The 25,500-nt window shown below is 58.9% G+C and carries 23 protein-coding genes; 14 read left to right on the forward strand and 9 right to left on the reverse strand.

Annotated features, from left to right (window positions below; all coding sequences use genetic code 11):
* Positions 1 to 82 precede the first annotated feature (82 nt).
* Positions 83 to 1,432 (reverse strand): spinster family MFS transporter, encoded by a 1,350-nt coding sequence (locus ACYZT3_RS22890; protein ID WP_282381720.1) that lies wholly within the window; start codon positions 1,430 to 1,432, stop codon positions 83 to 85.
* Positions 1,433 to 1,723: 291 nt separating this feature from the next.
* Here ACYZT3_RS22890 and ACYZT3_RS22895 point away from each other — a divergent pair, with 291 nt between their 5' ends.
* Positions 1,724 to 4,006, forward strand: a complete 2,283-nt coding sequence (locus ACYZT3_RS22895; protein ID WP_282381722.1) for a putative bifunctional diguanylate cyclase/phosphodiesterase — start codon at positions 1,724 to 1,726, stop codon at positions 4,004 to 4,006.
* Here the strand turns inward: ACYZT3_RS22895 and ACYZT3_RS22900 are convergent.
* Positions 3,897 to 4,793, reverse strand: a complete 897-nt coding sequence (locus ACYZT3_RS22900; protein ID WP_462030826.1) for an NAD(P)-dependent oxidoreductase — start codon at positions 4,791 to 4,793, stop codon at positions 3,897 to 3,899. The genes ACYZT3_RS22895 and ACYZT3_RS22900 overlap by 110 nt on opposite strands.
* A gap of 197 nt (positions 4,794 to 4,990) precedes the next feature.
* Here ACYZT3_RS22900 and ACYZT3_RS22905 point away from each other — a divergent pair, with 197 nt between their 5' ends.
* Positions 4,991 to 7,186, forward strand: coding sequence for a hypothetical protein (locus ACYZT3_RS22905; protein WP_282381727.1), 2,196 nt, complete (start codon positions 4,991 to 4,993; stop codon positions 7,184 to 7,186).
* A gap of 214 nt (positions 7,187 to 7,400) precedes the next feature.
* Here ACYZT3_RS22905 and ACYZT3_RS22910 read toward each other — a convergent pair whose 3' ends face one another.
* Positions 7,401 to 7,706: a DUF2288 domain-containing protein gene (locus tag ACYZT3_RS22910; protein WP_462030827.1), complete on the reverse strand. Its 306-nt coding sequence runs from the start codon at positions 7,704 to 7,706 to the stop codon at positions 7,401 to 7,403.
* 338 nt (positions 7,707 to 8,044) lie between these two features.
* On the opposite strand from ACYZT3_RS22910, the gene ACYZT3_RS22915 reads away from it, so the two are divergent.
* From ACYZT3_RS22915 to ACYZT3_RS22935, 5 genes are all read left to right on the forward strand, one after another.
* The gene (locus ACYZT3_RS22915) at positions 8,045 to 9,172 is read left to right on the forward strand and encodes a branched-chain amino acid ABC transporter substrate-binding protein (RefSeq protein ID WP_282381732.1); all 1,128 of its coding nucleotides are present in this window, start codon (positions 8,045 to 8,047) and stop codon (positions 9,170 to 9,172) included.
* A gap of 232 nt (positions 9,173 to 9,404) precedes the next feature.
* Positions 9,405 to 10,328 carry a high-affinity branched-chain amino acid ABC transporter permease LivH gene (gene livH, locus ACYZT3_RS22920; protein WP_282381734.1) on the forward strand — a complete coding sequence of 308 codons (924 nt, stop codon included), beginning with the start codon at positions 9,405 to 9,407 and terminating at the stop codon, positions 10,326 to 10,328.
* A complete protein-coding gene (locus ACYZT3_RS22925) occupies positions 10,325 to 11,581 on the forward strand; it encodes a high-affinity branched-chain amino acid ABC transporter permease LivM (protein ID WP_282381736.1) in 1,257 nt (418 codons plus the stop codon). Before livH ends, ACYZT3_RS22925 begins: the two co-directional genes overlap by 4 nt.
* Complete coding sequence (gene livG / locus ACYZT3_RS22930) at positions 11,578 to 12,345, forward strand: high-affinity branched-chain amino acid ABC transporter ATP-binding protein LivG (RefSeq protein WP_282381738.1); 768 nt, start codon at positions 11,578 to 11,580, stop codon at positions 12,343 to 12,345. The genes ACYZT3_RS22925 and livG overlap by 4 nt, the downstream gene beginning before the upstream one ends.
* Entirely contained in the window at positions 12,346 to 13,047 is a 702-nt protein-coding gene (locus ACYZT3_RS22935; RefSeq protein WP_201114164.1) for an ABC transporter ATP-binding protein, read from the forward strand. It abuts the gene before it with no gap.
* A 69-nt stretch (positions 13,048 to 13,116) separates the two neighbouring features.
* Here the strand turns inward: ACYZT3_RS22935 and ACYZT3_RS22940 are convergent, their stop codons facing one another.
* Complete coding sequence (locus ACYZT3_RS22940; protein WP_282381746.1) at positions 13,117 to 14,028, reverse strand: LysR family transcriptional regulator; 912 nt, start codon at positions 14,026 to 14,028, stop codon at positions 13,117 to 13,119.
* A 105-nt stretch (positions 14,029 to 14,133) separates the two neighbouring features.
* Here ACYZT3_RS22940 and ACYZT3_RS22945 point away from each other — a divergent pair, with 105 nt between their 5' ends.
* The 3 genes from ACYZT3_RS22945 to ACYZT3_RS22955 all read left to right on the forward strand — a co-directional run bounded on the left by ACYZT3_RS22945 (position 14,134) and on the right by ACYZT3_RS22955 (position 17,167).
* Positions 14,134 to 14,733, forward strand: a complete 600-nt coding sequence (locus ACYZT3_RS22945; RefSeq protein ID WP_462032415.1) for a short chain dehydrogenase — start codon at positions 14,134 to 14,136, stop codon at positions 14,731 to 14,733.
* 59 nt (positions 14,734 to 14,792) lie between these two features.
* Positions 14,793 to 15,458, forward strand: a complete 666-nt coding sequence (locus ACYZT3_RS22950) for a COG3650 family protein (protein ID WP_462030828.1) — start codon at positions 14,793 to 14,795, stop codon at positions 15,456 to 15,458.
* 95 nt (positions 15,459 to 15,553) lie between these two features.
* Entirely contained in the window at positions 15,554 to 17,167 is a 1,614-nt protein-coding gene (locus tag ACYZT3_RS22955) for an NAD(P)/FAD-dependent oxidoreductase (RefSeq protein WP_282381753.1), read from the forward strand.
* Between the two features lie 129 nt (positions 17,168 to 17,296).
* On the opposite strand, the gene ACYZT3_RS22960 is transcribed toward ACYZT3_RS22955, so the two are convergent.
* Entirely contained in the window at positions 17,297 to 18,391 is a 1,095-nt protein-coding gene (locus ACYZT3_RS22960; RefSeq protein ID WP_462030829.1) for a PLP-dependent cysteine synthase family protein, read from the reverse strand.
* A gap of 249 nt (positions 18,392 to 18,640) precedes the next feature.
* On the opposite strand from ACYZT3_RS22960, the gene nhaA reads away from it, so the two are divergent.
* The 3 genes from nhaA to ACYZT3_RS22975 all read left to right on the forward strand — a co-directional run bounded on the left by nhaA (position 18,641) and on the right by ACYZT3_RS22975 (position 21,435).
* The gene (gene nhaA, locus ACYZT3_RS22965; protein WP_282376863.1) at positions 18,641 to 19,828 is read left to right on the forward strand and encodes a Na+/H+ antiporter NhaA; all 1,188 of its coding nucleotides are present in this window, start codon (positions 18,641 to 18,643) and stop codon (positions 19,826 to 19,828) included.
* A gap of 121 nt (positions 19,829 to 19,949) precedes the next feature.
* Positions 19,950 to 21,173, forward strand: coding sequence for a colicin E3/pyocin S6 family cytotoxin (locus ACYZT3_RS22970; RefSeq protein ID WP_462030830.1), 1,224 nt, complete (start codon positions 19,950 to 19,952; stop codon positions 21,171 to 21,173).
* 7 nt (positions 21,174 to 21,180) lie between these two features.
* Positions 21,181 to 21,435, forward strand: a complete 255-nt coding sequence (locus tag ACYZT3_RS22975; protein WP_282376866.1) for a colicin E3-like toxin immunity protein — start codon at positions 21,181 to 21,183, stop codon at positions 21,433 to 21,435.
* 73 nt (positions 21,436 to 21,508) lie between these two features.
* On the opposite strand, the gene ACYZT3_RS22980 is transcribed toward ACYZT3_RS22975, so the two are convergent.
* Positions 21,509 to 21,973, reverse strand: coding sequence for an outer membrane lipoprotein (locus ACYZT3_RS22980; protein ID WP_017336812.1), 465 nt, complete (start codon positions 21,971 to 21,973; stop codon positions 21,509 to 21,511).
* Positions 21,974 to 22,142: 169 nt separating this feature from the next.
* On the opposite strand from ACYZT3_RS22980, the gene ACYZT3_RS22985 reads away from it, so the two are divergent.
* Positions 22,143 to 22,379, forward strand: coding sequence for a hypothetical protein (locus tag ACYZT3_RS22985; protein ID WP_282376867.1), 237 nt, complete (start codon positions 22,143 to 22,145; stop codon positions 22,377 to 22,379).
* Positions 22,380 to 22,384: 5 nt separating this feature from the next.
* On the opposite strand, the gene pdxH is transcribed toward ACYZT3_RS22985, so the two are convergent.
* From pdxH to ACYZT3_RS23000, 3 genes are all read right to left on the reverse strand, one after another.
* Complete coding sequence (gene pdxH / locus ACYZT3_RS22990; RefSeq protein ID WP_462030831.1) at positions 22,385 to 23,032, reverse strand: pyridoxamine 5'-phosphate oxidase; 648 nt, start codon at positions 23,030 to 23,032, stop codon at positions 22,385 to 22,387.
* 24 nt (positions 23,033 to 23,056) lie between these two features.
* Positions 23,057 to 24,184, reverse strand: a complete 1,128-nt coding sequence (locus ACYZT3_RS22995; protein WP_462030832.1) for an OmpA family protein — start codon at positions 24,182 to 24,184, stop codon at positions 23,057 to 23,059.
* A gap of 113 nt (positions 24,185 to 24,297) precedes the next feature.
* On the reverse strand, positions 24,298 to 25,443 hold the full coding sequence (locus tag ACYZT3_RS23000; RefSeq protein WP_462030833.1) for a serine hydrolase domain-containing protein: 1,146 nt from the start codon (positions 25,441 to 25,443) through the stop codon (positions 24,298 to 24,300).
* Positions 25,444 to 25,500 lie beyond the last annotated feature (57 nt).

A 25,500-nucleotide genomic window follows, 5' to 3' on the forward strand; every position in this document is an offset into this window, starting at 1 on the left:
ACACCGCTAAAATAAAGAAGGCCCGCAGCGATGCGGGCCTTTTTTTATCCACTCGTTCCCACGCTCCACGTTCTGGCGATCATTACGCGGTGACCGCCGGGATTTGCGGCTCGACCACCGCCACCAGCCCGTCCTTCATCCGCTTGGCATCGCGCACAAAACACCGTGAAGCCAGGAACAGAAACACCATGGTGAAAAACAGCGCCACCGGGATCAAATACATCGCGTCATGCAAGCCGACAGCCTTGAACGCCTCGGTCATCTGTTCGGCACCGGCCGAGAGCATCGCCGTGTGCGCAAAATGGTCGGACAAGCCGCCCACCACCACCGGCCCCAAACCGCCACCCAGCAAATACAACCCGGCAAAGAACAGCGCCATGGCCGTAGCCCGCAAGCGCGGCTCGACTACGTCCTGAATGGCGGTGTAAACGCAGGTATAGAAGTTGTAGGCAAACAGCCAGCCCACACTGAACACCGCCACAAACACCCCGATCTCGATCCGCCCGGAATACAGCGCCCAAGCGGTACACACCGTCGAGATGATCAAGCTGAATGCTGCAAACAGCAGACGACCACTGGCCACCCGCTGGTGAATCTTGTCAGCGACCCAACCGCCCAGTGTCAGGCCGAACAACCCGGTCACGCCGACGATCACCCCGGTCGCCACCGCCGCTTCCTGCAACGGCATCAGGAAGTAACGCTGCAACATCGGCACCAGAAACGAGTTGCAGGCATACGTGGCGAAGTTGAAGCACAGCCCCGCCATCACCAGCCACAAGAAAGTCGGCACCGCCAGCACCCGACGGATCGGCCGGTCTACGCGTTCCTGCGAAACTTGCACGCTTTCCGCAGCGCCGCGTTTCGGTTCCTTGATGAAGAACATGAAGATCGCCAGGATCAGCCCCGGCACCGCCGCGATGAAGAATGGTGCGCGCCAGCTGTCGAAGGCCTTGACCATCCAGCCGATGGTGAAGAACGCCAGCAGCAACCCCAGCGGCAGACCAAGCATGAAAATGCCCATCGCTCGCGCCCGGCGGTGGGCCGGGAACAGGTCGCCGATCAGCGAGTTGGCGGCCGGTGCGTAACTGGCCTCACCGATGCCGATGCCCATGCGCACGATCAGGAAACTCCAGAAACTCCCCACCAATCCGTTGACCGCTGTCAACCCGCTCCAGGCCGCCAGGCCCCAGCCCATCAATTTGCTGCGCGAACCGGTATCGGCCATCCGCCCCAAGGGCAGGCCGGCAATGGCATAGACGATCGTGAAGGCGGTACCGATGATCCCCAACTGAAAGTCGCTGAGGTGCCATTCCATGCGAATCGGCTCGATGATGATGGCGGGGATGGTGCGGTCGAAGAAGTTGAACAGGTTGGCGAGGAACAGCAGGAACAGAATGCGCCAGGCATTCGCCGCTTGGGTCGAGTTCTGCATGGGTCCGTCTCTTTTATTGTTATTGGGGCTTCACTGCCAGCGCATCCGAGCCCGGAACCTGCAATTTAGTCAGGCCCGCCAGAGCTGTCTGTCATTATTTGTAAAGCTGATATCCGCCCATGGAAGATGTCGCAGCCTGTGCAACAGTTTATTTCCAAACACTCTAACGCTCATTCGAAAATGGTTGCGGCCAATGTGCCACTATCGCTTGCACTCTTTACACGCCCTCTATACTCCAAAGCATTCGCCAGCGTTCATGGCGCAGCCAGGATGACAAAGACGGGGCATGCTATGGAATGGCTTGGTTTGCTTTTCATTACCGAGCCTCCGAGAAGCGGGCAGGTAATACTCAATGGCGCACATGACCCTTTTCTGGTGTTCCTGGCTTATTTGGTCGCCTGTGTCGGCAGCTTTGCCACACTGGACATGGCCGAACGGGTGGGTCACGCCGAAAAAATCGCTTCGAAACGGCTCTGGCGCTGGGTCGGCGCCGGTTGCCTGGCGGGCGGGATCTGGGCCATGCATTTCATCAGCATGCTGGCATTCCAGGCGCCGGTCGAAATTCATTACCAACTGCCCATCACTCTGCTCTCGCTGTTATTCGCCCTGACCGCTTCGTGGTTGGCGATGCACACGCTCAGTCATCCTGACCTCAATTTCTGGCAGTACCTGCGGGCCGCGGTCTGGATCGGTCTGGGCATCGCGACCATGCACTATGTGGGCATGGCGGCGATGCGTTCGGTTGCAACGGCCTATTACAACCCCGCCTGGTTCGTCCTCTCCATCGTGATCGCGATTGGCGCCAGCCTTGCCGCCCTGTTGATTTCCAGCCACCTGCGCGATGGCACCGGTTTGTATCACCCACTGATCAAATTCACCGCCAGCCTGGTGCTCGGGGCCGGTATCGTCAGCATGCATTTTACTGGCATGGCGGCGCTGACCCTGGTACTGCCCACCGGCAGCCTGCCGATGCTGCCCGCTGAAAACAACCACCTGCAACTGGGGCTGACGGTGGCGATCATGGCCCTGTTGATCATCGGTAGCTGCATCAGCGCGGCACTGGCCGACAAGAAACTGCAAAACAAGGAACACGACCTGCGACGGGTCAATGCACTGCTTAGTCAACTGGATCAGGCGCGCATGTCGCTGCAGCAGGTGGCGCACTATGACGCCCTGACCAACCTGATCAACCGCCGCGGCTTCAATCAGATCTTTGCCGAGAAACTGATCGAGAAAACCAACGAGGGAGGCATGCTGGCGGTGCTGTTCCTCGACATCGACCATTTCAAGCGCATCAACGACAGCCTCGGCCATGACGCCGGCGACGAATTGCTCAAGGTCCTGGCCAACCATATCAAAAGCTCGGTACGCAGCCACGACGACGTGGTGGCGCGCTTCGGTGGCGACGAGTTCTGCATTCTCATCGGCCTGCACGACCGTGAAGAAGCCCGGCACATGGCCCAGCGCATCATGCTGAAAATGAAAGACCCCATCGAGCTGTCCGGCCGGCGCATGGTCATGACCACCAGCATCGGCATCAGCCTGTTCCCCGAAGACGGCAAGACGTGCGAAGAACTGCTGAAAAACGCCGACCTGGCGCTGTATCAGTCCAAAGGCAGCGGCCGCAACAGCCTGCATTTCTTCAGTTCGAACCTCAGGACCCGGGCTACGATGGAGCTGCAGCTGGAAGAAGAACTGCGCCATGCCCTGCGCGAAGACACGGGGCTGATGATCCATTACCAACCGATCTACGACCTGAAAAGCGGCCAGGTCACCAAACTGGAAGCGCTGATTCGCTGGCAACACCCGATTCACGGCTTACTCACGCCGGAGCGCTTTATCGGCATCGCTGAGGCCAACGGGTTGATCGCTGAACTGGACAACTGGGTGCTGCGCAAGGCCTGTGAAGACCTGGGCGAGTTGTCCCGCCACGGCTGTGAAGCGCTGAAGATTGCGGTGAACTGCTCACCGCTGAACCTGGCGCGCGAGGAACTGGCTGACGAAATCGAATACGCCCTGCGCGTGGCCGGGGTTGCGCCCGAGCGCCTGGAACTGGAGGTCACGGAGAACGCGCTGATGGGCAACATCGCCAACACCCTGATGCTGCTGCGGCAGATCCGTGCCCTCGGGGTTTCATTGTCGATCGACGACTTTGGCACCGGCTACTCATCCTTGGCCTACCTCAAGCGCCTGCCGCTGAACACACTGAAGATCGATCGCTCATTCATTCAGGACATTCCCAAGGCAACGCAGGACATGGAGATCGTCCAGGCGATCATCGTCATGGCGCACACCCTGCATTTGCAGGTGGTCACCGAGGGCGTCGAGACCTTCGAGCAATATGACTTTCTCGAACGTCAGGGCAGCGATTTCGTCCAGGGTTACCTGCTCAGCCGCCCGGTGCCACTGGAAGAATTACGCCCGGTACTGAACGAAATCAACCAGCGCAAGCACCCGCACACGGTCAGTCCTTTGAGCCTGGCTCGCGGTACAACTGCACTAACGTCGACGGATCTTTTTCCAAAAAGCCCTGGCCCCCATGCAGGCGCATCAATTGTGCGGCCAATCCACTGATCGGCGTGGCTGAACCCTGTTCGCGGGAAAATTTCACCGCCGTGTCCAGATCCTTGAGCAGCGTGCGCACGTGCCATTTCACCGGTTCGAACCGGCTCTCGGCCATTTGCGGGACGAGGATCTGTAACGGTTTTGAGTCGGCGAAACCGCCGGCCAGCGCATCGGCGATCAGACTAGCCTCGACGCCTGAACGCTCGGCCAACGCCACCACTTCGGCGATCACCAACGCATTGCAGGCGACAATCATCTGATTGCACACCTTGGTCACCTGCCCTGCCCCGACTGCCCCCATGTGAGTCACGCGCTGGCCGACGGTCAACAACACCGGGCGCACGCGCTCAAGATCTGCCGTTCTGCCGCCCACCATGATCGCCAGGCTGCCAGCCTCGGCACCGGACACACCGCCAGACACGGGCGTATCCATCCAACTCATGCCGGTGGTGTTGATCAGCGCCTCGGCCATTTCCCGGGTCGCCGTGGGTTCCAGACTGGAAAAGTCCACCAGCACTTGACCCCTTTTCGCCCCCTCAGCAATGCCAGCCGAGCCAAAAATCACCTCTCGAACCACCGAAGTATCCGCCAGGCACAACATCACCACGTCGGCGTGCTGACACAGTTGCGCAGGCGTGGCGACTTGCCGGGCGCCGGCCTCGACCAGCGGCGCGCACTTTGCCGGATTGCGGTTCCACACGGTCAGCGGATAGCCCGCGGCCAGCAGGCGCAGACACATCGGCAAACCCATCAGGCCGATCCCGGCAAACCCGAGCGAAGGTAACGTTGCCATCATTTGGCCTCCTTTTGATTAAAGATCGTCGAATATTGGCCGATTCATCATGACTTAGGAAAGGATTCCCCCGAGCGATGCGCAGGCCAAGGCCCTGACGCTTGGGCCAAATACGCGCTGAAAAAAGACGCGAGATCCCATCCGTGATGGTTCGACGACCGCTTGTCGCCCAACCAACCAGCCCAGGTATATGGCGCACAATGAATTCTAAAAACAATCCGGCCGCTGCGATATCCGATCTGACGCTGAGCCCGGCGGCGAACAGCCCCGCACCGTCGAAGTCATTGACGCCATCGCGCCCGTTGGCGACTCAGCAATACCTGTACTTCACCGAAACCAATACCGACCGCATCCTCGATAATCTCGACGGCCTACGCGACATGGTGTTCCCGCGCCCACCGCATCTGGAAGGCGACAGTGAACAGCACAGCGATCAGGAATTCCCGTCGGTCTGCCTGATCGGCCTGGGCCGCTGCGGTTCGAACATCGCGTTGGACGTGGCGGAGTTGGTATACAACGCCCGCAAGTTCTACCTCAACGAATTCAATAACGAAGACCGTCTTTCGCCGGACAAACGCTACGCCGAAAAGGGCTACAGCCCGGCACAGTGGATTCGCAACAATCTGCGTCTGGGTCCGAACAAGGCCCCAAAACCGGTGTTCCTGGTTGAACCGCTGGTGATGCTTGGCGACCTGGACAAAGACATCGCCGGTCGTATCCGCTTCTCGCGCAAGGGCGAAAAAAGCGGCTTTTTGCGTGACTACAGCAAAATGAAAATCATGGACTTGTCGGAAGTCCACGCCGGTGGCGCCGGTAACGCGCCGATCCTCGGTCAGTACTTGGCCAAGATCATCCTGAACAAGGACACCCAGCGTTTCTCCAGCCCTGACTGGAAGATGATTCACTCGTACCTGATCGACAGCTGCGGGATCAAGGCCAACCAGTCGCGCCTGTACTTCTCGATTTTCAGTGCCGGCGGCGGTACCGGTTCGGGCATGGCCTCGGAATTCGGCCTGGCCCAGCAGCACTCGTACATGAACAAGACGTTCGATACCAAACCGATGGACGAACACGACAGCAAAAGCGGCCATGCTTTCGTCTTCGAGCCGATCTTCACCAGCGGTATCTGCGTGCTGCCGAACATTTCCGATCACCGCAGCGAAATGTCCGAGGCGCTGCACATCAACGCCGGTCGCCTGCTGTGCAAGTACCTGTCGGAAGAGTGGGACTTCTCCTACAACTTCGACAATGAAGACAGCAGCGAAGCCAGTGTCATGGGCCGGATCCGTCCATGGAACGCGATGATGCTGATCTCCAACGACATCATGCGTTATGCCGAAGAAAGCGATGACGGCAACATTCAGAACATCGACGTCAACGCGATGGAAAAGCACGCCAACCAATACATCTCACAGCAGATCTTCAACATTCTGACGGCTCAAGCGGTCACCACCGACTATGACCAGAACTATTTCCGTCGGGCCGGCATCGACATTGGCGAAACCATTCGCCTCGACGCCAACGACCTGTTCATGAGTCTGGCCGGCCCCGTAGCGATTGCCTACGCCGAGTCTGTTGTGCCGGAAACCCCGCCGCCGAGCAGCGACAAATTCAAGGTGTTCGAGAAAGAGCCGCAACGCCTGAACATCGATGACTTGTTCTTCCGCTCCATTGACTTGCCGCACTTCAACAAAGTGACCCAGGCGATCGAAGGCATCAGCCTGTTGCCGATCGAGTCCAAGCGCTATCGCGCCTCGCTGGAGCAGTACAAGAATTCGGGCTATGACGCGGCCGCATTGCACGACCTGCACTTCTTCAAGAATTGCTCGTCGGTGGTCTCGATTGTTTCGTTGCCCAAAGACTACAAGTTGTCCTACATGGACCTGAACCGGTTGAAGACCCACCTCAACAGCCTGTTCCCGAACACCACGCTCAAGCGTTATGCGCTGGTGATCGGCGCCTCGGCCAACCTGTCACTGACCACCCTGATCGCCAAGAGCCCGTGCCTGTCGGACGACTTCCTGACGCTGATCGTGGCCTTCATCAAGCGTTGCTTTGCGAAAAACCCGTACCGCTTTGACGAGACCCTGGATAACTCGATCCTGGACTTCATCATTAACGAAGATTTCGACGAAGACCGGATCGACGAGCTGCTTAATGAATTTGAGAACCCGGCGAAGATCCTCGACACCAATTGGTACGCGATCAAACCGATGTACGAGAAGAAGTACCGTGAGCTGATCAATGACAAGGACAAGTTCGTCTCGATCAACGACATTCGTTTGTCCCGGGATTGCGTGAAGAAGGCGATCAAGTACCTGCGTGAGATCTACCGTCACCGGATTGGCAAGACCAAGGTTATTTCCCTCAATAACCACACCGGCAAGACCTTCTAAGACTTGGTCACGATCGTTCCCATGCTCCGCGTGGGAACGATCACATTCAGAAACAATTAAGCAGCCATCAGGCTGCTAACAAAACTGTTCCCGTTACGTTTACGTCACCCTCGCCAAGACCCTGCTGTGGCCTTTCTCTACGGCAACATGCCATCACGCTACTCGGCTACACACTTTTGTCCGATAAAGCCGCGCACCAATCAAGTGCACGGCTTCAGCTCGTCGTCCTTTCCTGGATCAGAATCCACGGCGAAACGACCACTCCCCACAGCTCCGGATCGCGTTCAAAAAGATCCAGCGCCCGTGTTTCAGACAGCTTGGCGACTTTGTCGGCGGCCAGCCAGGCAGCCACTTTCTCGCCTTCATCAGTCGCCACTGCCTGCGCTGCAGCGATCAAATCCAGACCGGGGTCGACCCACAATAGGGCACCCTTGGCGAAGAACGGCTCCAGCTCTTTCCAGGTAATAGATGCGGTTTCACCAAGCAGCTTGGCATAGAGGGTGCTAGGTTCTTGAGTCATGGGTCCTGTCCGGAAAATAAACTGACGCAATCATAACGTCGGTGGTCTGGCAGAAAAACCCGGATGCAATTGAGTCACTGATTGAAAAGTGCAGGAAAGCCAAGGATTGCTGTTAATTCAGCCTGAACCCCCGCCGCAATTCTGTCTTTTTCTTTCAATAAAGCGACACCTTCAGGTTTTGCCCCCTGGCGCCAGCTTCCCAGGCTAACAATTGGCGCTCTACACTGTACCGGTACAGTTGCCGGGGGCATTTTCCGGAGGATATCGACGATATCTGACCCGGTTCTGCTGCTACGGCGCCAGGACTATAAAAACTACAACAGTAAGAGTGGAGCACTATGACTAAGGCTACTAAGCAGATTTCCAAACTGTTTGCCGCTATGGTTCTGGCCGGGGTTGCCAGCCATTCGTTCGCAGCTGACACCATCAAGATCGGCATCGCCGGCCCTAAAACCGGCCCTGTAGCCCAATACGGCGACATGCAGTTCAGTGGCGCCAAAATGGCCATCGAACAGATCAACGCCAAAGGCGGCGTAGACGGCAAGAAACTCGAAGCCGTTGAATACGATGACGCCTGTGATCCAAAACAAGCGGTAGCGGTCGCGAACAAAGTCGTCAACGACGGCGTCAAGTTCGTGGTCGGTCACCTGTGCTCCAGCTCCACCCAACCGGCTTCGGACATTTACGAAGACGAAGGCGTGATCATGATCACCCCGGCTGCCACCAGCCCGGACATCACTGCCCGTGGTTACAAAATGATCTTCCGTACTATCGGTCTGGACAGCGCCCAAGGCCCTGCCGCCGGTAACTACATCGCCGACTTCGTAAAACCGAAGATCGTTGCTGTTTTGCACGACAAACAGCAATACGGTGAAGGCATCGCCAGCGCCGTCAAGAAAACCCTCGAAGGCAAAAACGTCAAGGTTGCCGTGTTCGAAGGCATCAACGCCGGCGACAAAGACTTCTCTTCGATGATCGCCAAGCTCAAGCAAGCCAACGTCGACTTCGTCTACTACGGCGGCTACCACCCGGAGCTGGGTCTGATCCTGCGTCAAGCCCAGGAAAAAGGCCTGAAAGCCAAGTTCATGGGCCCGGAAGGCGTGGGTAACGACTCCATTTCGCAGATCGCCAAGGACGCTTCCGAAGGCCTGCTGGTGACCCTGCCGAAATCCTTCGACCAGGATCCGGCCAACGTCGCCCTGGCTGATGCGTTCAAAGCCAAGAAAGAAGACCCAAGCGGTCCGTTCGTGTTCCCGTCCTACTCGGCTGTGACCGTCATCGCTGACGGTATCAAGGCTGCCAAGAGCGAAGACACTGCCAAAGTGGCTGCTGCCATCCACGCTGGCACTTTCAAAACGCCCACTGGCGACTTGAGCTTCGATGACAAGGGCGACCTGAAAGACTTCAAATTTGTGGTTTACGAGTGGCACTTCGGCAAACCTAAAACTGAAGCAAAACCTCAGTAAGGCGTTGCCTGACTGACTGCCAATAAAGCCCACGGCGTGCCGTGGGCTTTGTTTTACGAATGTATTGGGCCGCGCTGGCGTGATCCGCCAGTCTCCCCACCTGAAAATCTCAAAACCGTCATCAGCGGTTCGCTGGCAAACCTCGCGTTCGAAGTGGATGCAGATCCACGGGGCTCGAGCGGGAAAATGACTCCACCAGTGAAATGCGTATCAGGTTTTTAGGAGCGCTGTAATGCCTGACATCTATCACTTTTTCCAACAGCTGGTTAATGGTCTGACCATTGGCAGCACATATGCCCTGATCGCCATCGGCTATACGATGGTTTACGGCATCATTGGAATGATCAACTTCGCCCACGGCGAGGTGTACATGATCGGTTCGTACGTGGCGTTCATCGCCATCGCCGGGCTGGCCATGATGGGACTCGACAGTGTCCCGCTATTGATGACCGCTGCTTTCATCGCGACCATCGTTGTTACCAGTGCCTACGGTTACAGCATCGAACGGATCGCCTACCGCCCCTTGCGCGGCAGCAACCGTCTGATTCCGCTGATTTCCGCCATCGGCATGTCGATCTTCCTGCAGAACACGGTTCTGCTGGCGCAAGACTCCAAGGACAAATCCATCCCCAACCTGATCCCCGGCAACTTCTCCATCGGGCCAGGTGGCGCACATGAAGTGCTGATTTCCTACATGCAAATCGTGGTGTTCGTGGTGACCCTGGTCGCCATGCTCGGCCTGACGCTGTTCATCTCCCGCTCTCGTCTGGGTCGCGCCTGCCGCGCCTGTGCCGAAGACATCAAGATGGCCAACCTCTTGGGTATCAACACCAACAACATCATCGCCCTGACCTTCGTCGTCGGTGCCGCACTGGCGGCCATCGCGGCCGTGCTGCTGAGCATGCAATACGGCGTGATTAACCCGAACGCCGGTTTCCTGGTCGGCCTCAAGGCCTTCACCGCAGCGGTACTGGGCGGTATCGGCAGCATCCCCGGAGCCATGCTCGGCGGGATCGTGCTGGGGGTGGCGGAAGCCTTTGGTGCCGATATCTTCGGCGACCAGTACAAGGACGTCGTGGCATTCGGCTTATTGGTTCTGGTGTTGTTGTTCCGGCCAACCGGCCTGCTGGGCCGTCCGGAGGTTGAAAAAGTATGACTAGGAATCTTAAACAGGCGTTGTTCAGCGCCTTGCTGGTGTGGGCCGTTGCCTACCCGGTACTCGGTCTGAAACTGACCATTGTCGGCATCAACCTCGAAGTCCATGGCACCAGCACTGCAACACTGATCACTATCGCCGTGTGCTCGGTGCTGATGTTCCTGCGGGTGCTGTTCGATCAGCAGATCAGCGCAGCCTGGAAATCCTCGCCCAACATGCCGGTGATGCCGGCCAAGGCCAGTACTTTCCTGACCCTGCCGACCACCCAGCGCTGGCTCATCATTGCGTTGATCGTCGGTGCGCTGGTCTGGCCGTTCTTTGGCTCTCGCGGCGCGGTGGATATCGCCACCTTGGTGCTGATCTACGTGATGCTTGGCCTGGGCCTGAACATCGTGGTCGGTTTGGCCGGTCTGCTCGACCTCGGTTACGTCGGTTTCTATGCCGTCGGTGCCTACAGCTATGCGCTGCTCTCGCACTACTACGGTTTGAGCTTCTGGATCTGCCTGCCGATCGCTGGCCTGATGGCAGCCACTTTCGGCTTCCTGCTCGGCTTCCCGGTACTGCGTCTGCGCGGTGACTACCTGGCGATCGTGACCCTGGGCTTCGGTGAAATCATCCGTCTGTTCCTGCGGAACCTGACCGACATCACCGGCGGCCCCAACGGCATCAGCAACATCGAGAAACCGACGTTCTTCGGCTTGACCTTCGAACGTAAAGCCGCTGAAGGCCTGCAGACTTTCCACGAGTACTTCGGCCTGCAATACAACTCGATCAACAAGGTGATCTTCCTTTACCTGATTGCGCTGTTGCTGGCACTGTTCGCCCTGTTCGTCATCAACCGCTTGCTGCGCATGCCCTTGGGCCGTGCCTGGGAAGCACTGCGTGAAGACGAAATCGCCTGCCGTGCGTTGGGCCTTAACCCGACAGCAATCAAGCTCTCGGCCTTTACCCTGGGTGCGTGCTTCGCCGGTTTCGCCGGCAGCTTCTTCGCCGCGCGTCAGGGCCTGGTGACACCGGAGTCCTTCACCTTCATCGAGTCAGCGACCATCCTCGCCATCGTGGTGTTGGGTGGCATGGGCTCGCAATTGGGCGTCGTACTCGCCGCCACGGTGATGATCCTGTTGCCGGAAATGATGCGTGAGTTCAGTGAGTACCGCATGTTGATGTTCGGCGCCTTGATGGTGCTGATGATGATCTGGCGTCCTCAAGGTCTGCTGCCCATGCAACGCCCTCACATGGAGCTGCGCAAATGAGCCGCGAGATCCTCAAAGTCGACAATTTGAGCATGCGCTTCGGCGGCTTGCTGGCGGTCAACGGCGTAGCCCTGACCGTAAAAGAAAAACAGGTGGTGGCACTGATCGGCCCCAACGGCGCGGGCAAGACCACCGTGTTCAACTGCCTGACCGGATTCTACAAGCCGAGCGGTGGCAGCATCCTGCTTGACGGTCAACCGATCGAGGGCCTGCCTGGCCATAAGATTGCCCTCAAAGGCGTGGTGCGCACCTTCCAGAACGTGCGGCTGTTCAAGGACATGACGGCGGTCGAGAACCTCTTGATCGCCCAGCACCGCCACCTGAACACCAACTTTCTGGCTGGCCTGTTCAAGACCCCGGGGTTTCGCAAGAGCGAGCGCGAGGCCATGGAATTCGCCGAGTACTGGCTGGATAAGGTCAACCTCAAAGAGTTCGCCAACCGCACCGCCGGGACCCTGGCCTACGGTCAGCAACGTCGTCTGGAAATCGCGCGCTGCATGATGACCCGTCCGCGGATCCTCATGCTCGACGAACCGGCCGCCGGTCTGAACCCCAAGGAAACCGAAGACCTCAAGGCGCTGATCAGCATGCTGCGTGAAGAGCACAACGTCACCGTGCTGCTGATCGAACACGACATGAAACTGGTCATGAGCATTTCCGACCACATCGTCGTGATCAACCAGGGCACGCCTCTGGCCGACGGCACGCCGGAACAGATCCGCGACAATCCTGAAGTGATCAAAGCCTACCTGGGGGAAGCGTAAATGCTGCAATTCGAAAACGTTTCCACCTTCTACGGCAAGATCCAGGCGCTGCACAGCGTCAACGTGGAAATCCGTCAGGGCGAAATTGTCACCCTGATCGGCGCCAACGGCGCGGGCAAATCCACCCTGCTGATGACCCTCTGCGGTTCGCCGCAGGCCCACAGCGGCAGCATCCGCTACATGGGTGAAGAGCTCGTGGGGCAGACCTCGGCGCAGATCATGCGCAAGAGCATTGCCGTGGTTCCGGAAGGTCGTCGGGTGTTTGCCCGTCTGACCGTGGAAGAAAACCTCGCCATGGGCGGATTCTTCACCGACAAGGGCGATTATCAGGAGCAGATGGACAAAGTCCTCGGACTTTTCCCACGCCTGAAAGAGCGCTTCGCTCAGCGCGGCGGCACCATGTCCGGCGGCGAACAGCAAATGCTCGCCATCGGCCGTGCGCTGATGAGCAAACCCAAGCTGCTGTTGCTCGACGAACCTTCCTTGGGCCTGGCACCGATCATCATCCAGCAGATCTTCGACATCATCGAACAGCTGCGCAAGGATGGCGTGACGGTGTTTTTGGTTGAGCAAAACGCCAACCAGGCGCTGAAAATTGCTGACCGTGCGTACGTTCTGGAGAACGGCCGGGTGGTGATGACAGGCACCGGTGAAGCGCTGCTGACTGATCCGAAAGTGCGTGAAGCGTATCTGGGTGGTTGAGCCTTTGCGGTAAACAAAAAACGGCCTTCGGGCCGTTTTTTTGTTTTTACATTCAACGACGATCATTTTCTAGCGCAGCCGATCCAGTGCCTCGCCACTGCGCTTGAACCAGCCAATCAGATAATCTGCCAGCACTTGCGTACGTTTCGGCAATCCACCCTGATACGGATGCACCAGGTACATCGGCATTCTGCGCGTCTGATAGTCACGCAGGAGCCAGCGCAAACGGCCGTCAGCCAAATCCGCTTGCAGTAAGTACGACGGCAACCGCGCAATGCCGGCGCCGGCCAGTGCCGCTTTCTTCAGCAGGCTGTAATGATTGCTGGCGAACGGCCCCGAAACCCGTACCCGCAACAACTCGTGTTGCTGGTGATAAAGCCACTCTTCGCGACCGCTGTAATGGCTATTGAGCAGGCAGCGATGTTCAGCGAGTGCCTGCGGCGTCAGCGGTTCACCGTATTGCTCAAGGTAGGCCGGGCTGGCGCAGGTCATTTCATGCCAGGCCAGCAGCGGTCGGGCGACCAGGCGCTCGTCATTGCCCACCTCGGAGCGAACCGCCAGGTCAAAGCCGTCGCGGGACAAATCACGATAGCTGTTGCTCAGGTCCAGCTCGATCTGCACCTCAGGGTACTTGCCGGAAAACTCCAGCAATAGCCCATCGAAGAATGTTTCCCCCAGCGACACCGGAACCGTCATACGCACCGGCCCAGCCATATCATCCTTCAACCGCGCCAATGCCTGACGCGCCCTCTCGACCTGGACTACAAGCGCCTGGGCTTGCGGCAACAGCGCCGCGCCCGCTGCCGTCAAACTCAAGCGGCGGGTGGTGCGTTGCAGCAAGACCACGGAAAAGCGCGTCTCCAGCAAACTGATACGCTTGGAGAGCTGGCCCTTGCTGCAACCCAATTGCTGGGCCGCCAAGGTAAAACTCCCGGCTTCGATCAACACGGCGAACGCCGCCAGATCATCCATTTCACTCATGGATTGTTTCCATTTGAAAACCAAAGGTTGCCTATTAGCGCGCTTATCAATGGAAAAAACCACTCTAGACTGAGACCTCATTCAAACCACTCAAGGATCAGCATGATGAAAATTCTTTTGATAGGGGCAGGCGGCACCATCGGTTCGGCGGTCGACAAGGAGCTGTCCGAGCGTCACGAGATCGTCCGCATCGGCCGCAACAGCGGTGATTTCCATGTGGATATCAGCGACAGCGCCTCGATTCGCAAGCTGTTCGAACAGACCGGCAAGTTCGATGCTCTGGTCTGCGCCGCCGGCAACGTGACCTTCGCGCCCTTGGGCGAAATGACCGAAGAAAGTTTCGCGCTGGGCCTGAAAGACAAACTGATGGGCCAGGTCAATCTGCTGCTGGTCGGCCGCGAGTACGCCAACGACGGCGCCTCGTTCACCTTCACCACTGGCGTCCTCAGCCACGATCCGATTCGCAGCGGCGCCTCGGCAGCGCTGGTCAATGGTGCCCTGGACAGCTTCGTCCGCGCCGCCGCCATCGAACTGCCTCGTGGTCTGCGCATCAATTCGGTGAGCCCGAACGTGCTGGTTGAAGCCATGGGCAAATACGCGCCGTACTTCCGCGGCTACAAGCCAGTTCCGGCAGCCGATGTGGCATTGGCCTACGCCAAAAGCGTAGAAGGCTTGCAAACAGGTCAGACCTTTCACGTGGGCTAAGCCCTTGTGATGAACGGTCAGGCTGCGTAACGTGGCGGCACTTGTCAGGAGACTCAAAGATGCGTGTTGCCCGTTACTTAGTCCTCGTTGCCCTGCTTCCGCTGTTCACTGCTTGCCAGTTGCTCGATGGCCCGCGTGAAAGTGCGTCCCACGTGGGCCAGACCCGCATGCAGGGCCAGTTGACGGCGGCCGATGGCAAGCTGTTGTTCCAGCCGTGCAATGAGCAACGTGGTTACGTGGTCAACGACACCGGCGGCACCAGTGTCCTGCAAGAGGCCGCGACCCTGGCCGATGCCCAGGGCAAGCTGTTTGCCGACGTGCGTGGCCGGATTGTTGCCAGTGGTGTCGACAGCCGCCTCGATCTGGAGCAGCTGTACCGCGTCGAGCGCTCGGGCACCGCGTGCAACGATCCGAATTTCAAACTGCTGATTCTGCGCGCCGCCGGCCATGGGCCGGAATGGAACGTGAAAGTCAGCGGCAAAGGCATGGTCATCGACCGCGCCGGTCAGCCGCCATTGGCCGTACCTTACGTTGAAGAGCAACTGGGCGATGGCCGCTTCAATCTCAGCACTCAAGCCAATAACCAGCACATCGAATTGTGGGTTGCGCCACAACGTTGCGTCGACAGCACCACCGGCAGCGTCCAGCACATGAGTGCTGAACTGCGCGTCGACGGCCAGGTTCAGCGCGGCTGCGGGTATTTCGGCGGATCGCGTAACGACTGATCGTTTTAGCCTCACGGGAATCATTCTTTGAGGCTTATAATCGCGGGCTTCAAACGCCTTGGCGCAGTTGTGCGCCCCGCGAAACGGATCCTGTCATGTTACGAATCACCGAACTCAAGCTGCCGATCGACCATCCCGATGAAGACCTGCGCCCTGCCATCGTGCAGCGCCTGGGCATCACCAGTGATGACCTGCTCGATTTCACCTTGTTCAAGCGCAGCTACGATGCGCGCAAAAAGTCCTCCGAACTGTGCTTCATCTACACCATCGACCTGAACGTTCGCGATGAGGCGGCGGTGCTGCACACGTTCGCCGATGACCGTAACGTCAACGTGGCGCCGGATGTCAGCTACAAAGTGGTCGGCCAGGCGCCGGCTGATCTCGAGCAACGTCCTGTCGTCGTGGGTTTTGGTCCGTGCGGGATTTTCGCCGGGCTGCTGCTGGCGCAAATGGGCTTCAAGCCAATCATCCTCGAGCGCGGCACCGAAGTGCGTCAGCGCACCAAGGACACCTGGGGCCTGTGGCGTAAAAGCGTGCTTAACCCGGAATCCAACGTGCAATTTGGCGAGGGCGGCGCGGGGACATTCTCCGACGGCAAGCTGTACAGCCAGATCAAGGATCCGAAGTTCATCGGACGCAAAGTCCTGCATGAGTTCGTCAAGGCCGGTGCGCCGGAAGAAATTCTCTACGTCAGCAAACCGCACATCGGTACGTTCCGTCTGACCGGCGTTGTGGAGAACATGCGTGAGCAGATTCGCGCGTTGGGTGGCGAAGTGCGCTTCCAGCAGCGGGTCACCGACGTGTTGATCGAGGACGGCCAAATGGTCGGCGTAGAACTCAATGGCGGCGAGCAGATTCATTCGAAACACGTAATTCTGGCCCTCGGTCACAGCGCCCGGGACACCTTCCGCATGCTGCATGGCCGTGGCGTTTTCATGGAAGCCAAGCCGTTTTCGGTGGGTTTCCGCATCGAACACCCGCAGTCGCTGATCGACCGCGCGCGTCTGGGCAAGTACGCCGGCCACCCTAAACTCGGGGCTGCCGACTACAAACTGGTGCACCACGCCAGCAACGGACGTTCGGTCTACAGCTTCTGCATGTGCCCGGGCGGCACGGTAGTGGCGGCGACGTCCGAGCCGGGCCGTGTGGTCACCAACGGCATGAGCCAGTACTCGCGTAACGAGCGCAACGCCAACTCTGGGATCGTCGTCGGGATTACCCCGGAAGTCGATTATCCGGGCGGCCCGCTGGCGGGTATCGAGTTGCAGGAACGCCTGGAATCCCACGCCTTTGTGCTGGGCGGCAGCAACTATGAAGCGCCGGCGCAACTGGTCGGCGACTTCATTGCCGGCAAGCCGTCCACCGCGTTGGGCAGCGTAGAACCTTCCTACAAACCGGGCGTTGCCTTGGGTGATTTGGCGTTGGCCTTGCCGCCGTTCGCCATCGAAGCCATTCGTGAAGCGTTGTCCGCGTTCGAGAAGCAGATTCGCGGTTACTCACTGCACGACGCCGTGTTGACCGGGATCGAGACGCGTACATCGTCGCCGCTGCGGATTACCCGTAACGAGTCGATGCAAAGTTTGAACGTGAAGGGCCTGTTCCCGGCGGGTGAAGGCGCGGGTTATGCGGGCGGGATTCTGTCGGCGGGTGTCGATGGGATTCGGATTGCCGAAGCCGTGGCCCGCGACATCCTCGGCCTCGAGGCCTGACACAAATCCCACAGACAACACAAAACCTGTAGGAGCGAGGCTTGCCCGCGAAGAAGTTGACGCCGTCTCTCCTGAAAGACCGCATTATCGTTCTTCGCGGGCAAGCCTCGCTCCTACAAGGTCAGCAACTTAAATGTTTGCACGGAGCACGGTGGCCGGCAGCGGCTCACCGCGCTCGACACTCGCCGCCACCGCATCCATCAAACCACTCAACTCATACCCCTGAGCCTTGAGCCAATCCTGATCGTAATAGGTGGTGGCATAACGTTCGCCGCCATCACACAGAATCGCCACGATCGATCCCGACTCTCCCGCCGCCGCCATCTGCCGGGCCGCCATCAAGGCGCCGATCAGGTTGGTCCCGCTCGACCCGCCAACATGGCGCCCCAAACGCTGCGCCAGGTAATGCATGGCCGCCAGTGACAGGGCATCCGGCACTTTGATCATCGCATCGATCACCTTGGGCAGGAACGACGCTTCCACCCGCGGCCGGCCAATGCCTTCAATCCGCGAGCCATGGTCCAGGCACAGGCTAGCGTCGCCGGTCTGGTAGTAATCGAAGAACACCGAACGCTCGGCGTCGGCACACAGTACGCGGGTGCAATGCTGGCGATAACGCACGTATCGGCCCAGCGTCGCGGTAGTGCCGCCGGTGCCGGGGCTGGAAATCAGCCAGCTCGGCTCGGGGTGCAGCTCGAAGCGCATTTGCTGGAAGATCGACTCGGCGATGTTGTTGTTCGCCCGCCAGTCGGTAGCGCGCTCGGCGTAGGTGAACTGGTCGATGAAATGCCCATCGTGTTCACGAGCCAGACGTTCGGATTCAGCGTAAATCTGTGTCGGATCGTCGACCAGATGGCTTTTGCCACCGTAGAAGGCGATCTGCGCGATCTTCTCTTTGGAGGTACTCGCCGGCATCACCGCAATGAACGGCAAACCCAGCATACGGGCGAAGTACGCCTCGGAAATGGCCGTCGAACCACTGGACGCTTCAATCACCGGCGCACCGGGTTTGAGCCAGCCGTTACACAGCGCATACAAAAACAGCGAGCGCGCCAACCGATGCTTCAGGCTGCCGGTGGGATGGCTGGACTCATCCTTGAAATACAACTCGATGCCCGGAAAACCCGGCAGCGGCAAGGGGATCAGGTGGGTGTCGGCACTGCGCTGGAAGTCGGCTTCGATGATTCGGATGGCTTCGCGGGCCCACTGTCGGTTGTCGCTCATGGTGTTTTTCTCGTCGAATCGGGCAAGAGTCGGCCTTTTCGCAAGGCTCAGTCTTCAAGCTTAGGAAAAAACCTACATCACGCACAGGTACAGCTGAGGTCCAATACGTTCGGCAACTGCTAGGCTCAGGTCCTTCCCGCTGTTCCCGCTGTCACGGCTTATAACAAAAAAGAATATAAATTTTGTTTTAACAACTAACGGTACGGGTTAGGGTGTGCCACCTTTTGAATTCATCGATGGAGAGCGACCTTGCCTCTGCGTAACACGTTCACGCGTTTCTTTCAGTTGGAAGCTGCCAGCGGTCTGTTATTGATCGCTGCCGCAGCCCTGGCGTTGATCATCAACAACTCCCCGTTGTCGTGGCTTTATAACGGCCTGCTGGACACCCCCGTGGTCGCCCAGATCGGCGCGCTGAATATCGCCAAGCCTTTGTTGCTGTGGATCAACGACGGTCTGATGGCCATGTTCTTCCTCCTGATCGGCCTGGAAGTGAAGCGCGAAGTCCTTGATGGTCAACTGTCGAAACCGTCACAAATCGTCCTGCCCGGCGCGGCGGCGATTGGCGGCATGGTGGTACCGGCGCTGTTCTACTGGTTTTTGAACAGGGACAACCCGGCAGCCCTGGGCGGCTGGGCCATCCCGATGGCCACCGACATAGCCTTCGCCCTTGGCGTACTCGCCTTGCTCGGTAAACGCGTGCCGGTTTCACTGAAGCTATTCCTGATGACCCTGGCGATCATCGACGACCTCGGCGCCATCATCGTCATCGCGATCTTCTATTCCGGCGCGCTGTCGACCCTGTCACTGGCGCTGGCCGCGGCGTGTATTGTGGCGCTTATCGCGATGAACCGGCTCGGCGTAGTCAAGCTCGGACCGTACATGATCATCGGTTTGATCCTCTGGGTCTGCGTCCTCAAGAGCGGTGTCCACGCGACACTGGCCGGTGTGACCCTGGCCTTCTGCATTCCATTGCGCACGAAAAACGCCGAACCTTCGCCACTGCTGACCCTCGAACACGCCCTGCATCCATGGGTGGCCTACGGCATCCTGCCACTGTTCGCCTTCGCCAATGCCGGCCTGTCCCTGAGTGGCGTGACCATGGAAAGCTTCACCCACCACGTGCCCATGGGCATTGCGGTTGGCCTGCTGCTGGGCAAAACCCTCGGCGTCTTCGGCCTGACCTGGCTGGCGGTGAAAATCGGCATCGCCGCCCTGCCCCAAGGCGCCAATTGGGGCCAGGTATTGGGCGTTGCGATCCTCTGTGGCATTGGTTTCACCATGAGCCTGTTTGTCGGCTCCCTGGCCTTCGTGCCCGGCGCCAGTGAATTCGCCGGGATGGATCGGATGGGGATTTTGACCGGCTCGATTCTGGCGGCATTGATTGGTTATGCGGTGACGGCGGCAGCGAGTCGCAAGCGCACTGCGCTGCAATCCTGAGTGATAGAGAACACTCTTAGCGACATTCAGGATTCGTCCTACAGCCACGATTAGCCACGTTCGTTAACGTCACGCAGCCCCTTTTTTGAGGGCTGTCGACGTACGAACGCAAGGAAGATCAGTGGCTGGCAATAAGGACATTCCCCGGGTTCAGAATCCACCGTCAGGCGACGGGCACCACGTCACTCACCGCTTCATGACGGCCACCGAACTGGCCGAGCGCGAGGCCCGACAAAACGCTTACGACGCCATGCTCGCGAGGCAAGACGCCTTCGAGCGGAGTCGTGAGGTCGTGGCCAAAAAGCACGAAGGCGTTCGCGCGGGATGCGTCTTTGCCAAGTCCTGCAAGCTGCCGGACGCTATCATCGACTACTCAAACCCTTCGGGAATGGTGCCCACCGACAGCCTCAAAGACTACGGAGAAGTCGCCTGGCTCGGCGCTCGCGAGGTAGACGATGCCGGGCTGCTGAATCTTGAAACCATCAGCGGCAGTACCGTCTCGCTCGGCCTTGGCCGCCTTGCACTGAGTGCTCCGGCTCTCGCTGCTCCGGTCGCCGCAATCGGCGCTGCTGGAACCGCCGCATTGGCCACGGTAGTCGCACTGTTCTGGACGCCAAGCCTGGGCGACAGCGCGCTCTATACCGAAGACCAGTTGCGCGCCCTGAAACAGGCTCGAACCCGCGTTCGTCTTAGGGTCGAGCAACAGGCTGATGGCAGTCTCAAGGGATATGGTTTCTACACCGGCAAGAACCGCGATTGGGAAATGGTTGATGTCGTGCAGTTCAGTGTGCGCGGCAGTCAGCAGGTGGCGGATCTCGGGGATGGTGTTGAGCTGATCTGGACACCGGCCGTGGATGGTTCCGACATACTCGGGATTCCCGCGCTGGAGGCTGCGCCGCAAGCACCGCATATTTGGATTTATCCGCCGACGAAAGCGGCTGACAGCATTATCGTGAACCCGGTTTACCCGCCGGAGTACAAGGATTTCATTCTGGTATTCCCTGCGGGTTCGGGGGTGTCGCCGGTTTATATTGTGGTCGGTGTTTCTGAAAGAAAACTTCCTAACCCCGATCACGACTATCACTCCGCGCCCGAAACAGAAGAAATTACCGGATTTTCGGGCTTGAGCGCGGCGAAGAAGAAAACCCCACGACAAGGGGGCGGTGGCCTTCGAGAGCGTTGGATTGATGCCAAAGGCAGAACCATTTATGAATGGGACTCGTTGCATGGGGAGCTAGAAGCCTATCGTGCAAGCGATGGAAGTCATCTTGGCTCGTTCGATCACAAAACGGGTGAGCAAATAGATCCACCCAAGAAAAACCGCAACATTAAAAAGTATTTGTGAGGACCACATGGGGCTGAAAGTCAGATTGGACTGGTATGACAAGGAAACGGAAATAGCGGACGGAAAGGAATACTCCGCCGACCTTGGCGATGACGGCTCAATAATCGCAGCATTAGGTTTGATGGCGGAAAGCGAGATATACGACGGAGGATTTGATGTTTTAGCGGCTTGGATTCCTGAGATTCAGCCTCTGTTCAACCATCAAATTGATAATGCCGCTTTTGACTACCAGATTGCGTTTCGATATCGGAAAGCATGGTGAGAGAGCCAAATCCCCAAAAACAAAAAAAACCCGACCAGTCACCTGATCGGGGTTTTCTTTTACCCGTTCCCGCTTAATGCGAAACGCGGCTAGTCCCATCAACCGTAGCAATCCGCACCCGCTCACCCACACGGAACACTTCATTCTCCTGAACCTGTTGCACGTAGGCGCGCATGCTGCCGTCGTCTTCGCGAACAGTGATTTCCACGCCTTGGGCACGGGTCAGGCCTTCTTCGGTGGCCGAGCCGATCAGGCCGCCAGCGACGGCACCGATAACGGCAGCAACGATGCTGCCGCGACCGCCACCGATAGCGCTGCCGCCAACACCGCCAACCGCCGCACCGGCAAGGCCGCCGATCGGGGTTTTGGTGCCTTCGATTTTCACCGGACGCAGCGATTCGATGGTACCCATACGAACCGTCTGCACCCGACGCGCTTCGTCACGGGAGTAGGAGTCACCGGTCAGGCTCGATTGGCAGCCAGTGAGCAACATCGCCATCGTGGAAAAGGAAGCAACCAGCAGAACAGACTTACGCATAGCATCAACTCCAAAGGACAGGTATTCATTAAACTCCGCAGCTTGACGCCTGTCACGGCCTTGCCCGGATAAAATTGGTTTGATTCAGGCCCGGTACAGGGCGCTACCACGAACTTGACACACAGTAGCGGCAAATTCCGCAATCTGCGCCACTCAACCAAGGATTTTCATGGATTACTTCATCATTGTCGTCGCCACCGTCGCCGGTCTGTACTTCCACGGGTGGTTATACGTGCGGATCAAACGCTGGATGGACCGCGATCTGGCGTTGGCGCTGGCGGGTAAAGACGAGCAGAAAAAGACTTTCATGCTCCAGCAACTGGCGAACGCTCAAGCGCAGCAGATCAAGCGCCGAGACCTGCCCCAGTGGCTTGAAGCCGCTGCGGCAGGCTATCCCGATCGGTAGACTGCTTAGGGTGCCAGACGTTCAAAAATCCAGTTGGCGCCCTGCAAACGGTAGTTGAGGCGATCGTGGAGGCGGCTCGGACGACCCTGCCAGAACTCGATGCGCTCCGGTAACAAGCGATAACCGCCCCAATGCTCAGGGCAATGAGGTTGCGTGTCGCTGAAACGTTGCTCGGTGTTCTTGAGCAACGCTTCCAGTTCGGCGCGATCGGCAATCACCCGGCTCTGAGGCGAAGCCCAGGCACCGAGACGGCTGCCCAGTGGACGGACCTGAAAATAGGCGTCGGACTCTTCAGGCGTGACTTTCACCACTCGCCCTTCGATGCGCACCTGGCGCTCAAGGGCCGGCCAGAAAAAGGTCATGGCCGCGAACGGGTTCGCGGCCAGATGCTGGCCCTTGGCGCTGTCGTAGTTGGTGAAAAAAGTGAAGCCCTGCTCGTCCAGCCCCTTGAGCAGCAGAATGCGGCAGTGCGGCCGACCGTCCTGATCGACGGTGGCCAGGGTCATGGCATTAGCCTCTACCGGGGGTTGCTCGGTTTTCACCGCGTCGGCAATCCACTGATGGAACAGCCCGAACGGCTCGGCCGGGGCTTGTGCCTCGGTCAGGCCATCACGGGTGTAGTCGCGACGCATATCAGCCAGGCCCTGGGTCATGGCGCATTCCTTTTAGTTAACGAATCACTTCTTTGTCGCGTCGGCGTCGGCAGCAGCGGCGGTGGCTTTTTTCGGGTCGACAGCGGCTTTGGCCGGAGCGGTCTTTTTCGCCGGAGTCGCGGTTTTAGCTGGCGCTTTCTTGGCGGCGGCTTTCTTGGCCGGGGCCTTTTTCGCGGCAGGTACAGCTGCTTTCTTGGCGGCCGGTGCAGGAGTAACAGGCTTGACCACTGGCTTGATGTCCTGGCCAGCAACCATCTTCACTGGCGCCGGGGCCGGCATGTTGTACTTGCTCAGCAACGCAACCATGGTGTTTTGCGGGGTCACCAGCAGTTCCACTCGACGGTTCAAGGCACGGCCTTCATTGCTGTCGTTGGCAGCACGCGGGGCTTCGCCACCCATACCGCGCAGCATCAGACGATCACGCTGCAGACCGCTGAGGCGGAAAATCGCCGCCACGGCCTGGGCACGCTCCTGGCTCAGTTTCACGTTGGCCGGTGCGGCGCCCGACGTATCACTGTGGCCGAGCACCAGCACGGCGGTCTTTGGATCAACTTCAAGGATTTTCGCGACGCGAGTGAATGGGCCGAGGGTCACCGGCAGCAGCATGGCCGGACGGTCAGGGTTGAACGAGCCTTCTACCGGCGCGGTCACCACCAAGACGTTTTCACGGCGCTCGAGTTGCAGATGGCTGCCCTTGATCGCTTCGCGCAGACGCGGTTCGTAGTCATCGAGCCAGGCCTGGGTGACTTTCGGATCAGGCATCGGTACGACTTTGGCAGTGCTTTGCTCTTTACCGCCGAACGGCCACCACCATTTGCCACCGGCGTCGGCCTCAGCCTTGGTCACAGCGGCAGGTTTAGCTTCAGGTTTTACCTCTGGTTTCACTTCTGGCTTGGCCGGGGTCTTGTCGGCAGCATCATCGGAGCCGAACGGCCAGTACCAGTGGCTGGAGCTTTCAGTCTTGGCTACCGGAGCCGTCGCGGCAGGCTTCAGGGGTGCGGGAGCCTTAGCCGGAGCCGGGTCTTTAGCGGCGACTTTGTCGGAGGAACCGAACGGCCACCAGCTGCTGCCATCCGAGTCATTTTGTGGAGTTTGTGCGCATCCGGTAATAGCGAAGCACAGGGCCAAAGCGAGAGTTTTATTGGAAGACATTGGATATCCACAAAATGAAATATTGAAATATCAGGCCGGATTGGCCCGGATAAACAGACGCTTGGAAACCATAAAGGCCTTGGGGTTCCGGCCCTGGAACCCCTGAGCGCGATTTACAGACAAGTGGCCAGTGCCCGCACAAGCTTTTGCGCGCGCGGATCCATCAAGACGTACGGCCCTAAGGTATTTGTCACAAAGCCGAAAGCCACATCGTGTTCTGGGTCAGCAAAGCCGATGGAACCGCCGGCACCCGGATGGCCGAACGCACGAGGGCCGAGGCCGTAGGTGGCGTTGGGGACGTCCGGTTGATCGAGCATGCAACCCAGGCCGAAACGGGTCCGGGTCAGTAAAGTCTTGTCCTCGCCGAGGCTGTGTTCGCGCGTCAGTTCGTCGAGCATTTCGCTTTCCAGCAAGCTGCCATCGAGCAGACCGGCATAGAACCCGGCCAGGCTGCGGGCATTGCCGTGACCATTGGCAGCCGGCTGCTGCATGCGTCGCCACTCGGGTTTGTTGGTGCTGGTCATGATCGACGGCGGGTTAGTGAACGCCCTCGTGGTCATGGCCGTCGGCTCGCGCATAGTCACTTGCAGCAAGCGCTGGGCGGCGGCGTCGCCGACATTACCCTTGACACGGGCGATGTGCGCCACGCGATGGAACTCTTCATCCGCCAGACCGACGTGGAAATCCAGCCCCAAAGGCTTCGCGACCCGTGCCACGATGGACTCACCCGGACCACGACCGTCGGCACGACGCAGCAACTCGCCGACGAGCCAGCCGTAGGTGATCGCGGCGTAACCGTGACCGACCCCCGGCGTCCACCACGGCTCCTCGGCGGCCAAGGCGTCAACCATGGTTTGCCAGTCGTAAAGGGCTTCCGGGGCCAACAGCTCACGCACCGCCGGAAGACCGGCCTGATGGCAGAGCAATTGACGCAAAGTTACCGACTCTTTGCCCGCCGCGGCGAACTCCGGCCAGTAGCGAGCAACCGGGGCATCCAGTTGCAGTTTGCCTTCGGCCACCAGTTGCAGGGCGGTCACAGCGGTAAAGGTCTTGGTGCAGGAAAACAGGTTGGCGATGGTGTCGCTGTGCCAGGCTTCAGCGCCATCCTTATCGGCGCTACCGGCCCAAAGGTCGACCACGGTTTCACCGCCGATCTGGATGCACAGCGCTGCGCCACGTTCCTGAGGATCGTCGAACAGCGCCGCGAAAGCCTCACGCACCGCTTCGAACTTCAGCTCGTAAAAACCCTGAATCTGCACCTCGCAACTCCCCTGGATAATGTTCTACAACGTGGCCCGCATTGTTCCAGCCCTAGA

The organism is Pseudomonas sp. MDT1-16 (assembly GCF_054898115.1).

Coding starts and splice junctions, on each gene's coding strand:
- ACYZT3_RS22890 (WP_282381720.1), bottom strand. CDS start 1,432: ATGCAGAACTCGACCCAAGCGGCGAATGCCTGGCGCATTCTGTTCCTG.
- ACYZT3_RS22895 (WP_282381722.1), top strand. CDS start 1,724: ATGGAATGGCTTGGTTTGCTTTTCATTACCGAGCCTCCGAGAAGCGGG.
- ACYZT3_RS22900 (WP_462030826.1), bottom strand. CDS start 4,793: ATGATGGCAACGTTACCTTCGCTCGGGTTTGCCGGGATCGGCCTGATG.
- ACYZT3_RS22905 (WP_282381727.1), top strand. CDS start 4,991: ATGAATTCTAAAAACAATCCGGCCGCTGCGATATCCGATCTGACGCTG.
- ACYZT3_RS22910 (WP_462030827.1), bottom strand. CDS start 7,706: ATGACTCAAGAACCTAGCACCCTCTATGCCAAGCTGCTTGGTGAAACC.
- ACYZT3_RS22915 (WP_282381732.1), top strand. CDS start 8,045: ATGACTAAGGCTACTAAGCAGATTTCCAAACTGTTTGCCGCTATGGTT.
- livH (WP_282381734.1), top strand. CDS start 9,405: ATGCCTGACATCTATCACTTTTTCCAACAGCTGGTTAATGGTCTGACC.
- ACYZT3_RS22925 (WP_282381736.1), top strand. CDS start 10,325: ATGACTAGGAATCTTAAACAGGCGTTGTTCAGCGCCTTGCTGGTGTGG.
- livG (WP_282381738.1), top strand. CDS start 11,578: ATGAGCCGCGAGATCCTCAAAGTCGACAATTTGAGCATGCGCTTCGGC.
- ACYZT3_RS22935 (WP_201114164.1), top strand. CDS start 12,346: ATGCTGCAATTCGAAAACGTTTCCACCTTCTACGGCAAGATCCAGGCG.
- ACYZT3_RS22940 (WP_282381746.1), bottom strand. CDS start 14,028: ATGAGTGAAATGGATGATCTGGCGGCGTTCGCCGTGTTGATCGAAGCC.
- ACYZT3_RS22945 (WP_462032415.1), top strand. CDS start 14,134: ATGAAAATTCTTTTGATAGGGGCAGGCGGCACCATCGGTTCGGCGGTC.
- ACYZT3_RS22950 (WP_462030828.1), top strand. CDS start 14,793: ATGCGTGTTGCCCGTTACTTAGTCCTCGTTGCCCTGCTTCCGCTGTTC.
- ACYZT3_RS22955 (WP_282381753.1), top strand. CDS start 15,554: ATGTTACGAATCACCGAACTCAAGCTGCCGATCGACCATCCCGATGAA.
- ACYZT3_RS22960 (WP_462030829.1), bottom strand. CDS start 18,391: ATGAGCGACAACCGACAGTGGGCCCGCGAAGCCATCCGAATCATCGAA.
- ACYZT3_RS22975 (WP_282376866.1), top strand. CDS start 21,181: ATGGGGCTGAAAGTCAGATTGGACTGGTATGACAAGGAAACGGAAATA.
- ACYZT3_RS22980 (WP_017336812.1), bottom strand. CDS start 21,973: ATGCGTAAGTCTGTTCTGCTGGTTGCTTCCTTTTCCACGATGGCGATG.
- ACYZT3_RS22985 (WP_282376867.1), top strand. CDS start 22,143: ATGGATTACTTCATCATTGTCGTCGCCACCGTCGCCGGTCTGTACTTC.
- pdxH (WP_462030831.1), bottom strand. CDS start 23,032: ATGACCCAGGGCCTGGCTGATATGCGTCGCGACTACACCCGTGATGGC.
- ACYZT3_RS22995 (WP_462030832.1), bottom strand. CDS start 24,184: ATGTCTTCCAATAAAACTCTCGCTTTGGCCCTGTGCTTCGCTATTACC.